The sequence below is a fragment of the Serratia sp. N21D137 genome (assembly GCF_047530005.1).
GTDB classification, from domain to species: domain Bacteria; phylum Pseudomonadota; class Gammaproteobacteria; order Enterobacterales; family Enterobacteriaceae; genus Chania; species Chania fonticola_B.
Map to the genome: position 1 here is coordinate 42825 of NZ_JBLJAJ010000003.1, position 15084 is coordinate 57908.

Consider the following 15084-nt stretch of genomic DNA (forward strand, 5'->3'; position numbering starts at 1 on the left):
AGGTAATACGCAAACAGGCATCATTTCCTCCCGGTTGTGATGCACTACGCATTATTTTTCAACGCCGCGTAACACGGACGTATTGTGGTGGAACAGCCACGCATAATCCGCATTCCTCCCTCGCTACCTGCCGTTGGCCATTTTAACGTTGCCTCCTGATGACACGGAGGAAACAACAGATGGAAACACAACGCGGTTTTAGCCTAATCGAATTGATGGTGGTGATTGCCATCGTCGCCATCCTCAGCGCCATTGGCATCCCCGCCTATCAGCGCTATATCCAGAAGGCCGCCATGACCGATATGTTGCAGGCCATGGTGCCGTACAAAATGGCGGTTGAATTGTGCGCATTGGAAGGCGGTGGCCCGTCTGGCTGCGATGCTGGCAGCAAAGGGATCCCTGCAGGAGCGACAACACGTTACGTCAGCAGTATCAAAGTCACCGGGGGAACCATCAGCCTGGTCGGCACACAGAGCCTGCAAGGCCTGACGGTGACGCTGGCTCCCACAATGGACTCCACCGGCCCGATGCGCTGGACGCGCCAATGCAGCAGTAGTAACTCCAGCCTGCAGGAAACCTGCCAGGAAGTTTTCCGTTTTGATGATGCAGCGCAGTAGTAAAGGAGGGACGGCATGGAAATCAGCGATGAAATCCACACGCTGTGCCAACGCTATCAGGCACTGGCACTCAGCGAAGACGAGCAGCGGCTGACTATCGCCCTGCATGGTGAAATCCCTGCGGCACTGGTGAGCGCTTTGCGTTTCGCCACCGGCAAAAGCGTGGGGATTGAGCAATGGCCCGTTGCGCGGCTGGAACAGGCACAGAATCAGCGGCAATCCCTCGCCCTGGTTCCACCGCCGGAAAATACCGAGGAGCGGCCCCCTTCGCTAAACGACGACAGCGACACGCCGGTGGTGCAATTTATTAACCAAACGCTGCGTAGCGCCATTCAACGGCGTGCCTCTGACGTGCATTTTGAACCTTATCAGCAGCGATTCCGCGTCAGACTCAGGATCGACGGTGTGCTACAGGCGATCGCCTCTCCGCCCTTTTCTCTGGCGGCCAGGATCACTGCCAGGCTGAAGATCATGGGGCAACTGGATATCGCCGAGCGCCGCCTGCCACAGGACGGCCAACTCAGCGTGCAGCTGGATAATGCCAGTTTCTCAATGCGGATCTCCACCTTACCCACGCTGTATGGCGAAAAGGTGGTACTGAGGATCCTGCAAACCGATCGCCAGGAGCTGCCGCTCGAGCAGCTTGGTATGAGTCTGGAAGCACTTGGGTGGTATGCCAATGCCCTCTGCAACCCGCAAGGCATGATCCTGGTAACCGGCCCGACTGGCAGCGGTAAAACCGTGACGCTGTACAGCGGGTTACGCCAGCTGAACGATGCGCAGAGCAACCTGTGCAGCGTTGAAGATCCCATCGAGATCCCGGTGTTCGGTATTAACCAGACGCAGATCAACAGCAAAACCGATCTGGACTTCGCTCGCGTGTTACGGGCCCTGCTGCGCCAGGATCCGGATGTCATCATGATCGGCGAGATCCGCGATAAAGAAACGGCAGAAATTGCCGTCAAGGCGGCACAAACCGGGCATTTGGTGCTATCGACCCTGCACACCAACTCCACCTGCGAAACGTTGACCCGCCTGACCCAAATGGGCATTCCCGGTTACCTGCTGGCGGCCTGCCTGAAACTGGTGATCGCCCAGCGCCTGGTGCGACGTTTGTGCCCCCATTGCCGCTATCCACAAGTTGAGATCCTGCACTTCCCGGCTACCCTTTGGCCGGAACCCCTGATCCCGTGGCGTGCAGCTGGCTGTGAGCATTGCTTTGGCGGTTATTACGGCCGGATCGGCGTTTACGAACTGCTGAAGATCACACCCGAAATCCAAAATGCCCTGATGCAAAATGCCTCGGCGATCCAGTTGGCCGATATAGCACAGCAGCAGGGCCAAACAACGCTGCTACAAGCGGGCCTGGAGCTGGTCGCCAAGGGAATAACCTCGCTGGAGGAACTGTACCGCGTAGTCGGGGTGAACACTCAAGGTGAGAGTACAGCATGAGAACTCGCCGTCTGTTTGTTTGGCAAGCCATCGATAGCCAAGGTGGAATTCGCAGTGGCGAACTGCTGGCGGAGGAGAAAAATCAGGTCTATCAGCATTTGCTGGAGCAAGGATTGCAGCCTTACCAGCTGGGGGCGGGGAAACGGGTCTCCGCACGTCAATGGCGTGGCGAGCCGATGATCCAATTCACCCGTCAGTTGGCAACTCTGCTGCAAGCCGGGTTACCGTTGGTCAATAGCCTACAGTTGCTGGCTCAGGAGCATCAGTCGGCGGCCTGGCGCTGTCTGTTGCTGGAAATCAGCAATAGCGTGGCGATGGGGCAACCCTTTTCCGAGGTGATCGCAGACCAACATCGCGTATTCCCGCTAATCTACCGCCAACTGATCGCCATCGGCGAATTGACGGGTAATCTGGATCGCTGCTGCCTACAGTTGGCACAGCAACAAGAAGCTCAGCAAAGGCTACAGAAAAAAGTGCTGAAGGCGCTGCGCTACCCGCTGTTTATCTGCCTGGTGGCCATTTCAGTCACCATACTGATGTTGGTGATGGTGCTGCCAGAGTTTGCCAAGATTTATCAGTCATTTGACGCCCCGTTGCCCTGGTTTACTCAAAGGCTGCTGGCACTGTCCGGCGCATTGATTGCTACCGGGCCTTATCTGTTGCTCACGGTGGCTGGGCTGGCAGGATTTTATTGGCGTAGGTTGCATCCGTTAGCCGATTGGCAACAACGTGAGCAGGCAATGTTGCTACGCATTCCGTTGATTGCCTCGTTGGTCAAGGGCAATTGCCTGAGCCAGGTGTTCCGTATTCTGGCCATGACGCAGCAGGCCGGATTGACGCTGGTGGCAGGGCTAAGCGCCGCGAAACTTTCGGTGAATATTGTGTTTTATTGCCAAGCGCTGACGGCGATCGAACAGCAGCTCTCTCAAGGGTATCCTTTCCATAGCGCACTAGCTCAACAGCCGCTGTTTCCTTCGCTATGCCAGCAATTAGTGCGGGTGGGGGAAGAATCCGGCACGCTCGATGTCCTGTTGGACAAGCTGGCGCTTTGGCACGAACAACAGACCTATGAGCTCGCCGATACGCTGGCGCAAACGCTGGAACCTTTGTTGATGATAGTGGTTGGCGGGATTGTAGGTACGTTGGTGATCGCGATGTATTTGCCGATATTCCAACTGGGGAATGTACTGGGGTAATGCTTTCAATTTTTCCCCTGTTTGATACGGGCGCAGCATTGCTGCGCCCCTACCAGGTCAGGCAATTATTTGCTGCCGAAAACGCGGTTTTCCTGCTCCGCTACGCGGATAAAGGTGGTGCGTTTGGTCAGCTCTTTCAGACGTTCTGCGCCCACATAAGTACAGGCAGAACGCAGGCCACCGAGGATATCACGCACGGTAAACTCGACTTCACCACGCAGCGGCAGCTTGACGGTTTTACCTTCCGCAGCACGGTAGCCAGCTACACCGCCCACATGGCGTTTCATGGCAGACTCTGAGCTCATACCGTAGAACAGCATAAACTTCTCACCGTTTTCTTCCACCACGGTGCCTTCACATTCGTCGTGCCCGGCCAACATCCCGCCCAGCATGACAAAGTCTGCGCCGCCGCCGAAGGCTTTCGCCACATCACCCGGTACGGAACAACCGCCATCGCTGACAATCTGCCCACCCAGACCGTGCGCAGCATCGGCACATTCGATGACCGCGGAAAGCTGCGGATAGCCCACGCCGGTTTTCACACGGGTGGTACAGACCGAGCCAGGACCAATCCCGACCTTGACGATGTCGGCACCGGACAGCACCAGCTCTTCCACCATTTCACCGGTAACCACGTTACCCGCGCAAATCACATGGCTAGGGCAAGCTTCACGGGCTTTTTTCAGGAAGGCAACAAAGTGTTCGGAATAGCCGTTGGCCACGTCGATGCAGATAAATTTCAACGCTGGGGAAAGGGCCAGGATCTGCTTCATCTTGACGAAGTCGGCTTCAGAAGTGCCGGTAGACACCATCACATGACGCAACACGGAGTCGGAAGAGCGCTGAACAAACTCGGCCCATTGCTCAACGGTGTAGTGTTTATGAACGGCGGTAAGGACGTCGAAGGTTGCCAGGGCCTCGGCCATGCGGAAGGTGCCAACCGTATCCATATTGGCGGCAATAATCGGCACACCGGACCAGTTGTAACCTGAATGTTTGAAGGTAAACTGGCGCTCCAGTTCAACTTCCGAGCGGCTTTTCAGCGTGGAACGCTTTGGGCGGATCAACACATCTTTAAAGCCTAACTTCAAATCTTCTTCAATACGCATGACTTATGATTTCCTGGTTTTTGGCGACGGATCGCAAGGGGATTTCGAACCTAGTTATTGCCAGTTCCAGTGATGCTATCATACGCACTAATAATCGCTCGGCAAGACTGCGATTTCGCCTTTATTTACGGTACAATCCCACAAATTTACCTGCGACATCCCAATGTGATTGCTACCTCATTTTCCCAATGCTGCGGCTCAAATTACCCCTATCAAAACACCAGGCACAGGGCAAGTCACACGCACCCGCTTGCACTTCTGCGCGATCGCTTTATGATTCGTTTATTATTTTTGGCGAATATCAGGATCCCCTTTGACCATGGCCTACCTAGTGGCATTAACCGGCGGTATCGGCAGCGGTAAGTCCACCGTTGCCAACGCCTTTGCACGTTTTGGCGTGGCCATTGTGGATGCGGATATCATTGCTCGCCAGGTTGTTGAGCCTGGAACCCCGGCATTGGATGCCATTGCGGCACATTTTGGTAATGAAATGTTGCAGGCGGATGGATCCCTCAACCGTGCGGCTTTACGTCAGCGGATCTTCAGCGATCCCGACGAAAAGCGCTGGCTAAACCAGTTGCTGCACCCGCAGATACAGCGGGAAACGCAACGCCAACTAGCCAACGCCCAGAGTTGTTACGTACTATGGGTTGTCCCCTTGCTGGTAGAAAACGGCCTGCAGGATCGTGCCGACCGCGTTTTAGTGGTGGATGTCGACAGCGAAACACAACTAGCCAGAACCATGGCCCGCGACGGCATCAGCCGTCAGCAGGCGCTGAATATTCTGTCTGCACAGGCCACGCGCGAACAACGTCTGGCCGTAGCGGATGACGTAATTGACAATAGCGGTAGCGCACAAGGAATTGAATCCCATGTCGCCGCATTGCATCAACACTATATTGAGCTGGCAACCTCAGCGACCCGACAGGATCACACCGAATGAGTGACGCTTCCCCGACCGTTCTCTTTGAACACCCGTTAAATGAAAAAATGCGCACCTGGCTGCGGATCGAGTTTTTATTACAACAACTGCATGGCCAAAGAGCACTGAGCGAAACCGCTATCGCCCTGACCTTTTTCCGTACCGTTGCGGACCTGCTGGACGTATTGGAACGTGGCGAAGTGCGCACCGAACTGCTCAAAGAGCTGGAACGCCAGCAGCAAAAATTACTGCAGTGGGCAGAATTGCCCGGTGTCGATATCTCGGTGGTCAATCAGCTACGCAGCCAGTTGAAAGGCTGTGCATCTGCACTGATGTCTGCTCCGCGTATGGGCCAGGCGCTGCGTGAAGACCGGCTGATTAGCCTGGTTCGCCAACGTCTGAGCATCCCCGGTGGCTGTTGCAGCTTTGATTTGCCTACACTGCATATGTGGATGCATGTGGCACAAAATGAGCGTGATGCCGACGTGGCAGAGTGGTTGCAAACCCTCGAACCCTTGAATCAGGCGCTGACCATCGTGTTGGATCTGGTGCGCCAGGCCGGGCCGTTCCGCAATCAGATCAGCCTCAACGGCTTCTTCCAGGATAACGCCGAAGGGGCCGATCTGTTACGCTTGCGTATTAATCTGGCTTACCAGCTTTACCCGCAGATTTCCGGCCACAAGACGCGCTATGCCATCCGTTTCCTGCCGCTAGACAGCGAAAACGGCACAGTGCCAGAGCGTCTTACCTTTGAGCTGGCCTGCTGTTAATCACCCCTTGGGTTTAAGAGGGAGAAAGGAATGAATATGACCGTAGTAAAATGTCCAACCTGTGGCAAAGGCGTGGTATGGGGTGAAGTGAGCCCATATCGTCCATTCTGCTGCAAGCGCTGCCAGCTGATCGATCTGGGTGAATGGGCCGATGAAGAGAAGCGCATTCCGAGCAACGAAGATCTGAACGAAAGTGAAGATTGGAGTGAAGACAGAGACAGCAACAACCATTAAAACGGTATTATTGGCCTGGCCTTGCCAGGCCGAAAATTAACTACACGGCACTGGCCTGCGCCACCAACAGCTTGATGATACTGACGTTGGCTTCGGGGAACTCTTCCTCACGCAGGTCGGCCTGCTTTACCCAACGCATCGGCTGCCCTTCACGGCCATAGGGTTCGCCCGCCCAATCCTCCACCAGATAGAAATTCAGCGTTACGATCCGATCGGTGAAGCGGTGTTCCAGCACCTCCAGTAACCGTGCCTGATTGGCGCGGATCCCGGTTTCTTCCAGCAATTCGCGGCCTAATGCCTGCTCCGGCGTTTCGCCCTGCTCAATCTTGCCGCCAGGGAATTCCCAAAAGCCAGCCATGTGCGAATCCGCAGCGCGGCGTGTGATGAAGATTTCCTGCTGTGGGTTACGGATAATCCCTACGGCGATGTTCAGGTGCTTCATCGCATCCTCCAGAAGTTACTACTTAAAAAAAGGGCTCAGCATGCTGAGCCCTTACCGTTAACCGTTCACTGCACCCGGCTTACTTTTGCAGGCGGCCGTGGCACTGCTTGTATTTCTTACCGGAACCGCATGGGCAAGGATCGTTACGCCCTACTTTACGTTCAGCAACAGCAGGAGCGTTCGGATCGGTGACCGCCAGGGCATTTTCTTCCTGGTGGCTCAACTGTTGCTGGCGTGCCAGACGCTCGGCTTCTTCACGGCGTTGCAGCTCCAGAGCTTCAACCTCTTCCGGCATGCGTACCTGAACCTTGCTCAACACGCTGATCACTTCATATTTCAGCGATTCCAGCATGGTGGCAAACATGTTGAAGGACTCACGCTTGTATTCCTGCTTCGGATCTTTTTGCGCATAGCCACGCAGGTGGATACCCTGACGCAGGTAATCCATTGCCGCCAGGTGCTCTTTCCACAGGGAATCCAGCGTCTGCAGCATCACGCCTTTTTCGAAGTTGCGCATCATTTCGGCGCCAACAACCTCTTCTTTGCGCAGGTAATCTTCCTTCGCCTTCGCCATGATACGTTCACGCAGCGTTTCTTCGTGCAGCTCAGGCTCTTTATCCAACCACTCGGCGATCGGCATATCCAGATCGAAGTCGTTTTTCAGGCGTTCTTCCAGCCCTTTCACGTCCCACATTTCTTCCAGCGACTGCGGCGGAATGTAGCTGTCGATGGTGGTTTTGAACACGTCTTCACGGATACTGTTGATGGTTTCACTCACGTCGGACACGTCGAGCAATTCGTTACGCTGGCTGTAGATCGCACGGCGCTGGTCGTTGGCCACGTCATCATATTCCAGCAGTTGCTTACGAATATCGAAGTTACGGCTTTCAACCTTGCGTTGCGCATTGGCAATGGCTTTGGTGACCCACGGGTGCTCGATGGCTTCGCCATCCTTCATACCCAGTTTACGCATCATGCCTGAAACACGATCCGAGGCGAAAATACGCATCAGCGCATCTTCCATTGACAGGTAGAAGCGGGAAGAACCGGCATCACCCTGACGGCCGGAACGGCCACGCAGCTGGTTGTCGATACGGCGTGATTCGTGACGTTCGGTACCGATAATGTGCAAGCCACCAGCGGCCAATACGGCGTCGTGGCGAATTTTCCAGGCCGCTTTGATTTCGGCAATCTGCTCTTCTGTCGGATCTTCCAGATGGGAGAGTTCGCTCTGCCAGCTGCCGCCCAACACGATATCGGTACCACGGCCGGCCATGTTGGTGGCGATGGTTACCGCAGCAGTCTGACCCGCATTGGCCACAATATCCGCTTCCATGGCGTGGAATTTGGCGTTCAGAACCTTGTGTTCGATCCCAGCTTTGGTCAGCTCACGGGAAACCACTTCGGATTTCTCGATCGAGATAGTCCCCACCAGCACCGGCTGGCCGTTGGCAGTACGCTCACGGATATCTTCAATGATCGCCGCGATCTTCTCTTTTTCGGTCATGTAGACCAGATCCGGCATATCTTTACGGATCATTGGGCGGTTGGTCGGCACCACGATGGTATCGAGCTTGTAGATGGAGCTGAATTCGAAGGCTTCGGTGTCCGCTGTACCGGTCATACCGGCCAGTTTCTCATAGAGACGGAAGTAGTTCTGGAAGGTGATCGAAGCCAGCGTCTGGTTTTCGTTCTGGATTTCTACGCCTTCTTTGGCTTCTACCGCCTGGTGCAGACCATCGGACCAGCGGCGGCCCTGCATGGTACGGCCAGTGTGTTCGTCAACGATAATGACTTCACCGTCTTTAACGATATAGTCAACGTCGCGGGTGAACAGCACGTGGGCACGCAGCGCGGCGGTGACGTGGTGCATCAGCATGATGTTGGTTGGTGAATACAGCGATTCGCCTTCATCCATGATGCCTGCTTCCATCAGCATCTCTTCGATCATGATCAGGCCGCGTTCGGTCAGGTGAACCTGACGTGCTTTTTCATCGACTGAGAAGTGCCCTTCACCCTGGAAGGTGTCGGAGTCTTCTTTTTCCTGGCGGATCAGCTGTGGGATAAGCTTATTAACACGCTTATACATTTCTGAGCTGTCTTCGGCCGGGCCGGAGATGATCAGCGGCGTACGCGCTTCGTCGATCAGGATGGAGTCAACCTCATCCACCAGCGCATAGTGCAGCTTACGCTGTACGCGCTCTTCCGGGCTGAACGCCATGTTGTCACGCAGGTAGTCAAAGCCGTATTCGTTGTTGGTACCGTAAGTGATATCTGCGGCATAGGCTTCACGCTTGGCCGGAGCAGGCATACCAGGCAGGTTGATACCCACGCTCAACCCCAGGAACTCGAACAGCGGACGGTTGTTTTCGGCATCACGCTGGGCCAGGTAGTCGTTGACGGTAACCACGTGCACGCCACGGCCGCTCAGGGCGTTCAGATAGGCAGGCAGGGTTGCGGTCAGGGTTTTACCTTCACCGGTACGCATCTCGGCGATACAGCGGTCGTTGAGCACCATCCCGCCCAGCAGCTGTACGTCGAAGTGACGCATACCGAAGACTCGCTTACTGGCCTCACGCACTACGGCGAAGGCTTCCGGGATCAGGCTTTCCAGCACTTCACCCTTTTTCAGACGCGCGCGGAATTCATCGGTCTTGGCCTGCAGTTCGCTATCAGACAGTTTTTCCATGTCTGGTTCCATACGGTTGATCATCTCAACCGCTTTGCGCATGCGGCGCAGGGTACGATCGTTACTGCTACCAAAAACTTTGGTCAATAGTTTGATTAACATGATTCTTTATATCTCTTACGCGACGACACCATAATGGCCGTCAACAAGCTGTTGTGTTGTTTGTTTTTTTGCTGCCCTGAGGGCAAAGATTAGCCGAGGGCTGCAGGCCCGGCGCGAATACCTTGCACCTGAGCGAGCCACAGCCCGGCCTGATGCTGCGCCAAAGAAGGAACGATGGGGTGATGGGTATCACGAATGATAGTCGGTGGTTTTGGCTCGTGCGTCAGTAGCGCATTGAGCGTGGAGAGCAGGGCAAGCTGAGCCACCTGTAATGGCGGTTCAACCGCAACGGCCTCCGCTTCCTGCACTCGGGCATAGACGGCCTGAGGTGCCAGAGCAAAAGAGAGGTGACGAATGACGGTTCGAAGCGCATGCTGGTGCCAGTAATCAACGTTAAACGTTGGGCGACGATGCACTTCTTGCAGTAACGCCAGGCTGTTAAAGGCGTGACTGACGGAATTTTGCCGGTTAAGGCTGGACGAGGTGCTCGGTAATGCGCTTTGATCGACGGTGCCGGACAGATTTTGCGGTACGCCAAGCGTAGCCGCTACCATCCCCAACAGGAGATGAGGCCAGAAATAACGTCTGCCAAATTGTCGCCAACGATTTAGAATACCGATCACGTGTTTATTATCCGCCGGAGCCCATTATGCGCGATAGCCGTCCACAATTATTAGATATCCTGTTTGACGACGCGTCTGCAACAGAGAAAGGACCGCTGCATAACGTTCAGCAACGCGCTACCGCGCTACTGAAACTCAATCGTGCCGTGAAGGGGTTATTGCCCGCTCAGTTGCACCCTTGGTGCCGTGTCGCCAACTTCAGACAGGGTATTTTAGTGCTGGAAACCGCCAATGCCAGTTGGATGATGCGCTTACGCTATGAACAACCCAGCCTGCTATCCGCACTACGAGCGCAAATTCTACCATCTTTGTCTTCAATCGACATCAGGATTAATCCCTCGTTGATGGCAAAAGGCAGCAGCCAGGTACAAAACCACGGCAAAAGCACGGAAAATGGCCAGCAAGCAGAGGTGCCTATGCGTCATTTGAGCCTGGAAAGTGCGGATGCATTACGGGGATTGGCGGCGCAGAGCCCAGAAAAATTGCGCAAGATATTAGAACGACTGGCCGCGTTGGCAGGAGAGAGAGCCAACGAGACCGGTCGTAATAAGTAATTGACGTCTTGGCCGCTTAGGCCAGTACGGTTGACGGAGCCTTGAATGCCAACGGCATTTCGGCTTCATCCTGGAATGTCACGAATTCCCAAGCTTCCTGTTTCGCCAGCACGGCTTGCAGCAGCTTGTTGTTCAGCGCATGGCCTGATTTGTACGCGGTGAACGCGCCAATGATGTTATGGCCGCACATGAACAGATCGCCGATGGCATCCAGCATTTTGTGGCGCACGAATTCGTCTTCGAAGCGCAGGCCGTCTTCGTTGAGGACACGATAGTCATCCACCACAATCGCGCAATCGAAGCTGCCGCCCAGGGCCAGGCCACGGGACTGCAGATACTCGATATCACGCATGAAACCGAAGGTACGCGCACGGCTGATTTGGCGTACGAACGAATCGGCTGAGAAATCCAGACGATAGCGTTGGGTACTGGCATCAATCGCCGGGTGGTTGAAGTCGATGGTGAAGTCCAGGCGGAACCCGTTATGCGGGGACAGCTCTACCCACTTGTCGCCATCTTCAACACGTACGGTGTCTTTCAGACGCAGGAATTTCTTCGCCGAATTCAGCTCTTCGATGCCGGCATCCAGCAACAGATAGACAAACGGGCTGGCACTACCGTCCATGATCGGGATTTCGGCAGCGTCAACTTCAATAATGATGTTGTCGATACCCAAGCCCGCCAACGCAGCATTAAGATGCTCAACGGTGGAAATACGCACGTCTGACTCATTCACCAGGCAAGTACAGAGCATGGTATCACGCACGGATTTTGCATCAGCCGGGAAATCAACCGGTGGATTCAAGTCAGTGCGACGATAGATGACCCCGGTATTAGCCGACGCTGGGCGCATTGTCAGCGTGACTTTCTTGCCGGTATGTAAACCGACACCCGTCGCCTGAACAATACGTTTTAATGTCCTTTGTTTGATCATCGTTTTATCTCGCAATGTTATCAATCCAACCAGCCCAGCATACAGCAAGGCCGGCGGGACAGTTTAGCACAAAGAGCGGAGATTCCAAATTATCAGCTTATTCCTAATCTGCCTGCTTGCGCAGGAAGGCCGGAATATCCAGATAATCAGGCTCTTTGTTTGGTTGCGCGCTCTGATCGTTTACCACCTTGGCGGCAGGTTTCACTTCCTGCTGCAGCGGTGACATACCATGCTGCTGGTAACGGTGATCCATCACTGGCTGGCTGGCCTGTTTATTGGTTACCAGGGTGATTTCAGGACGTTTGTCCATACCGATACCGGTCGCAACTACGGTCACGCGCAGTTCGTCGTTCATTTCCGGATCCAGCGAGGTACCGATTACCACGGTCGCATTGTCGGAAGCGAAAGCACGGATGGTGTTACCCACGGTTTCGAACTCATCCAGACGCAGGTCGAAGCCAGCGGTGATGTTGACCAGCACGCCACGGGCGCCGGACAGGTCGATATCTTCCAGCAGTGGGCTGGAGATCGCCATTTCCGCCGCTTCTTCGGCACGGTCTTCGCCACAGGCAACGCCAGAGCCCATCATCGCGTAGCCCATTTCGGACATCACGGTGCGCACGTCAGCAAAGTCGACGTTCATCAGGCCCGGACGTGTGATCAGTTCGGCAATACCCTGCACCGCGCCTTTCAGCACGTCGTTGGCCGCGCCGAACGCGTCCAGCAGAGAGATGCCACGGCCCAGAACTTTCAGCAACTTGTCGTTCGGGATGGTGATCAGCGAGTCCACGTGCTTGGACAGCTCGGCGATACCCTGCTCCGCGAATGCCATGCGCTTCTTGCCTTCAAAGTTGAATGGCTTGGTCACCACGGCCACGGTCAGAATACCCAGATCTTTTGCGACTTCTGCCACCACTGGCGCAGCACCGGTACCGGTACCGCCACCCATGCCGGCCGCGATGAAGACCATGTCTGCACCTTCCAGGGCGGCGCGCAGGGCTTCACGGTCTTCTTCCGCTGAATTACGACCCACTTCCGGGTTCGCGCCTGCACCCAGACCTTTGGTAATACCGCTACCAATCTGGATGGTTTGGCCAACTGCCGTTTTACGTAGCGCCTGAGCGTCTGTATTAACGGCGAAGAATTCAACACCTTCGATGCGCTCGCGCACCATGTGTTCAACGGCATTGCCACCGCCACCGCCGACGCCGATGACTTTAATCACCGCGTCATTGGTTAGTTCCATTGGTTCAAACATAGTTTCTCTCCGTTTTGTGCCTGTCGCTGCGAGATCATAAAAAGATTACTCAGCATGATCTCTTTGTCTAAACATTAAAACTCTTTTCTCAGCCAGCTATTGATGCGTTTAAACCAATTGCCCACCGAGGCGCGTTTTTCTACTTCTGCCTCACCGCTCAGGTGAGACTCTTTTCCATAGTGCAGTAGCCCGACCGCTGTAGAATAGTAAGGCTCTTGCGCGTAATCCGTCAGACCCGTGATGTTCAAGGGTTGGCCGATGCGTACCTGGGTATGGAATACCCGTTGCGCACAGGCTGCCAGGCCATCAATCTGGGCGGCACCGCCGGTCAGCACAATACCCGCTGCCAGATGATGCTTCACCCCTTGCTGACGCAGTTGCTCCTGCAATTGCAATATTTCATCGTTAACCAGATTCAACAGTTCGGTGTAGCGCGGCTCAATCACTTCAGCCAATGTCTGTCTTTGCAGACTCCGAGGAGGCCTTCCCCCCACGCTAGGAACCTCAACACTTTCATCCTTGCTAACAATCGACCCAAGTGCACAACCGTGTCGAACTTTAATCGCTTCCGCGTCGGTCGGCGGCGTGCCGAAGGCGTAGGCGATATCGCTGGTGACCACGTTCCCGGCGTAAGGGATCACTTTGGTGTGGCGCAGAGCACCGCCGGTATACACCGCCATATCCATGGTGCCCCCGCCGATATCTACCACACAGACGCCGAGTTCGCGCTCATCTTCGGTCAGCACCGCATAGCTGGCGGCCAGACCGGCGAAAATCAGTTGGTCCACTTTCAGACCACAACGTTCCACTGCTTTGACAATGTTCTTGGCCATATCGTTATGGCAGGTGATCAGGTGGACCTTGGCCTGCATACGCACGCCGGATAACCCAACCGGGTTTTTGATGCCTTCCTGATAGTCGATGGCGTATTCCTGAGGGATAACGTGCAGGATGCGGTGTTCGTCGCGCACACGCACCGACTTGGCGGTATGCACTACGTTCTCCACGTCTTCCTGCGTCACTTCCTCTTCGGAGATCGGCACCATCCCGATCTCGTTCTGACAGCTGATATGCTTACCCGACAAGGCCAGGTAAACCGAAGAAATCTGACAATCCGCCATCAGTTCGGCCTGGTCAATAGCGCGCTGTACGCACTTGACTACCGATTCCAGATCGTTAACGCCACCCTTATCCATACCGCGAGACGGGCAACTGCCCACCCCGATAATGTTGACCATGCCATCGGGCAAAACTTCCCCCACCAATGCGGAGACTTTTGCGGTACCGATCTCCAGTCCAACTACCAGTTTTCTGTCCGTCGACTTGATCATTGTTGTTTTGCCTGTGCCTGATTCTGTTGCTGATTACTGTTTGGTCGATCGCCCATGGCTGCCTGCGGGTCGATAAACGCCGGAGCCCAGCCGACTGAGGCACCGGAGTCATAGCGTAAATCGACATAGCTGACGCGCTTGTTTTCCGCCTGCGCCTGCTGCAACAGCACCGGATAAAGCCCGATGAAGCGTTGCAAGCGACCCATGCGATCGTCACGTCCCAGTTCCAGCCGAACATCGTTATCCAAAGCCAACTGCCACGAATGGCGGGCCGTCATGGACGCCATCTTAAGCTGGTACTTGCTGGCTGCCAGCACGCCGTTCATCGCGCGGTAACCTTCCAGAACATCCTGTTCGCTGCCTTCCGGACCATAGAGCAACGGTAATTTCTGATTGCCCAAACGCTGTGCCGGAATGCTGAACGACTTGCCCTCGGCATCAACCATGTGCAAATCATTCCAATGCGCCACCGGGACATACTCCACCAGGTGGATTTTCAGCTCATCCGGCCACTGTTTACGTACGCTGGCCTGCTTGACCCACGGCAGACGCTCGATCTGCTGCTGGATGATGTCCACATCCTGCGTCATAAAGGTGCCCGGTGCTCCCAAAGCCAAGATCGCCTGGCGAACATCGTCGTTAGTGGTGAAATGGCGTTCACCGGTCAATACCAGCCTTGAGAGCGGCAGACGGCTGGCATCTTGCATCCAACCCACCACTACCCAGCCGCACCACAGGATGGTGCCTAGCACCATCAGCAGGAAAATCATCCCTGCCAGTTGGGTGCCATTGCTGCGACGTGGGCCGTTATCCGCCTCGCGCTCGCGTGCATTCAGAGCCGCTTGCGACAT

15 protein-coding genes are annotated in these 15084 nt (G+C 55.2%); 7 read left to right on the top strand and 8 right to left on the bottom strand.

Annotation, left to right across the window (positions count from 1 at the left end; all coding sequences use genetic code 11):
• Positions 1 to 179: 179 nt before the first annotated feature.
• From ppdD to hofC, 3 genes are read left to right on the top strand one after another with little or no spacing between them, the layout of a single operon-like run.
• Positions 180 to 617 carry a prepilin peptidase-dependent pilin gene (gene ppdD, locus ACMV5H_RS03450; RefSeq protein WP_059199749.1) on the top strand — a complete coding sequence of 146 codons (438 nt, stop codon included), beginning with the start codon at positions 180 to 182 and terminating at the stop codon, positions 615 to 617.
• 15 nt (positions 618 to 632) lie between these two features.
• The gene (gspE, locus tag ACMV5H_RS03455) at positions 633 to 2069 is read left to right on the top strand and encodes a type II secretion system protein GspE (protein WP_414821467.1); all 1437 of its coding nucleotides are present in this window, start codon (positions 633 to 635) and stop codon (positions 2067 to 2069) included.
• Entirely contained in the window at positions 2066 to 3265 is a 1200-nt protein-coding gene (hofC, locus tag ACMV5H_RS03460; RefSeq protein WP_414821468.1) for a protein transport protein HofC, read from the top strand. The genes gspE and hofC overlap by 4 nt, the downstream gene beginning before the upstream one ends.
• 65 nt (positions 3266 to 3330) lie before the next feature.
• Here hofC and ACMV5H_RS03465 read toward each other — a convergent pair whose 3' ends face one another.
• Entirely contained in the window at positions 3331 to 4374 is a 1044-nt protein-coding gene (locus tag ACMV5H_RS03465) for a GMP reductase (protein WP_021179338.1), read from the bottom strand.
• Between the two features lie 319 nt (positions 4375 to 4693).
• On the opposite strand from ACMV5H_RS03465, the gene coaE reads away from it, so the two are divergent.
• From coaE to yacG, 3 genes are read left to right on the top strand one after another with little or no spacing between them, the layout of a single operon-like run.
• Positions 4694 to 5317 carry a dephospho-CoA kinase gene (gene coaE, locus ACMV5H_RS03470; protein ID WP_021179337.1) on the top strand — a complete coding sequence of 208 codons (624 nt, stop codon included), beginning with the start codon at positions 4694 to 4696 and terminating at the stop codon, positions 5315 to 5317.
• Complete coding sequence (zapD, locus tag ACMV5H_RS03475) at positions 5314 to 6066, top strand: cell division protein ZapD (RefSeq protein WP_059199745.1); 753 nt, start codon at positions 5314 to 5316, stop codon at positions 6064 to 6066. The genes coaE and zapD overlap by 4 nt, the downstream gene beginning before the upstream one ends.
• Before the next feature lie 30 nt (positions 6067 to 6096).
• Positions 6097 to 6300, top strand: coding sequence for a DNA gyrase inhibitor YacG (gene yacG, locus ACMV5H_RS03480; protein WP_223498881.1), 204 nt, complete (start codon positions 6097 to 6099; stop codon positions 6298 to 6300).
• A gap of 40 nt (positions 6301 to 6340) precedes the next feature.
• On the opposite strand, the gene mutT is transcribed toward yacG, so the two are convergent.
• The 3 genes from mutT to secM all read right to left on the bottom strand — a co-directional run bounded on the left by mutT (position 6341) and on the right by secM (position 10156).
• Positions 6341 to 6742 carry an 8-oxo-dGTP diphosphatase MutT gene (gene mutT, locus ACMV5H_RS03485; RefSeq protein ID WP_414821469.1) on the bottom strand — a complete coding sequence of 134 codons (402 nt, stop codon included), beginning with the start codon at positions 6740 to 6742 and terminating at the stop codon, positions 6341 to 6343.
• A 79-nt stretch (positions 6743 to 6821) separates the two neighbouring features.
• Entirely contained in the window at positions 6822 to 9533 is a 2712-nt protein-coding gene (gene secA / locus ACMV5H_RS03490; protein ID WP_021179333.1) for a preprotein translocase subunit SecA, read from the bottom strand.
• 89 nt (positions 9534 to 9622) lie between these two features.
• The gene (gene secM / locus ACMV5H_RS03495) at positions 9623 to 10156 is read right to left on the bottom strand and encodes a secA translation cis-regulator SecM (protein WP_059199743.1); all 534 of its coding nucleotides are present in this window, start codon (positions 10154 to 10156) and stop codon (positions 9623 to 9625) included.
• Positions 10157 to 10182: 26 nt separating this feature from the next.
• On the opposite strand from secM, the gene ACMV5H_RS03500 reads away from it, so the two are divergent.
• Complete coding sequence (locus ACMV5H_RS03500) at positions 10183 to 10710, top strand: DUF721 domain-containing protein (protein ID WP_059199742.1); 528 nt, start codon at positions 10183 to 10185, stop codon at positions 10708 to 10710.
• 16 nt (positions 10711 to 10726) lie between these two features.
• Here ACMV5H_RS03500 and lpxC read toward each other — a convergent pair whose 3' ends face one another.
• The 4 genes from lpxC to ftsQ form a co-directional block, all read right to left on the bottom strand.
• On the bottom strand, positions 10727 to 11644 hold the full coding sequence (gene lpxC, locus ACMV5H_RS03505; protein WP_414821470.1) for a UDP-3-O-acyl-N-acetylglucosamine deacetylase: 918 nt from the start codon (positions 11642 to 11644) through the stop codon (positions 10727 to 10729).
• Positions 11645 to 11747: 103 nt separating this feature from the next.
• Positions 11748 to 12902 (bottom strand): cell division protein FtsZ, encoded by a 1155-nt coding sequence (gene ftsZ, locus ACMV5H_RS03510; protein WP_024483522.1) that lies wholly within the window; start codon positions 12900 to 12902, stop codon positions 11748 to 11750.
• Between the two features lie 74 nt (positions 12903 to 12976).
• Positions 12977 to 14233: a cell division protein FtsA gene (gene ftsA, locus ACMV5H_RS03515; RefSeq protein WP_004950148.1), complete on the bottom strand. Its 1257-nt coding sequence runs from the start codon at positions 14231 to 14233 to the stop codon at positions 12977 to 12979.
• On the bottom strand, positions 14230 to 15084 hold the full coding sequence (ftsQ, locus tag ACMV5H_RS03520; RefSeq protein ID WP_059199741.1) for a cell division protein FtsQ: 855 nt from the start codon (positions 15082 to 15084) through the stop codon (positions 14230 to 14232). The genes ftsA and ftsQ overlap by 4 nt, the downstream gene beginning before the upstream one ends.

What these genes read in the sequence shown, in the direction of transcription:
- ppdD (WP_059199749.1), top strand. Translation starts at nt 180, where the DNA reads ATGGAAACACAACGCGGTTTTAGCCTAATCGAATTGATGGTGGTGATT.
- gspE (WP_414821467.1), top strand. Translation starts at nt 633, where the DNA reads ATGGAAATCAGCGATGAAATCCACACGCTGTGCCAACGCTATCAGGCA.
- hofC (WP_414821468.1), top strand. Translation starts at nt 2,066, where the DNA reads ATGAGAACTCGCCGTCTGTTTGTTTGGCAAGCCATCGATAGCCAAGGT.
- ACMV5H_RS03465 (WP_021179338.1), bottom strand. Translation starts at nt 4,374, where the DNA reads ATGCGTATTGAAGAAGATTTGAAGTTAGGCTTTAAAGATGTGTTGATC.
- coaE (WP_021179337.1), top strand. Translation starts at nt 4,694, where the DNA reads ATGGCCTACCTAGTGGCATTAACCGGCGGTATCGGCAGCGGTAAGTCC.
- zapD (WP_059199745.1), top strand. Translation starts at nt 5,314, where the DNA reads ATGAGTGACGCTTCCCCGACCGTTCTCTTTGAACACCCGTTAAATGAA.
- yacG (WP_223498881.1), top strand. Translation starts at nt 6,097, where the DNA reads ATGAATATGACCGTAGTAAAATGTCCAACCTGTGGCAAAGGCGTGGTA.
- mutT (WP_414821469.1), bottom strand. Translation starts at nt 6,742, where the DNA reads ATGAAGCACCTGAACATCGCCGTAGGGATTATCCGTAACCCACAGCAG.
- secA (WP_021179333.1), bottom strand. Translation starts at nt 9,533, where the DNA reads ATGTTAATCAAACTATTGACCAAAGTTTTTGGTAGCAGTAACGATCGT.
- ACMV5H_RS03500 (WP_059199742.1), top strand. Translation starts at nt 10,183, where the DNA reads ATGCGCGATAGCCGTCCACAATTATTAGATATCCTGTTTGACGACGCG.
- lpxC (WP_414821470.1), bottom strand. Translation starts at nt 11,644, where the DNA reads ATGATCAAACAAAGGACATTAAAACGTATTGTTCAGGCGACGGGTGTC.
- ftsZ (WP_024483522.1), bottom strand. Translation starts at nt 12,902, where the DNA reads ATGTTTGAACCAATGGAACTAACCAATGACGCGGTGATTAAAGTCATC.
- ftsA (WP_004950148.1), bottom strand. Translation starts at nt 14,233, where the DNA reads ATGATCAAGTCGACGGACAGAAAACTGGTAGTTGGACTGGAGATCGGT.
- ftsQ (WP_059199741.1), bottom strand. Translation starts at nt 15,084, where the DNA reads ATGTCGCAAGCGGCTCTGAATGCACGCGAGCGCGAGGCGGATAACGGC.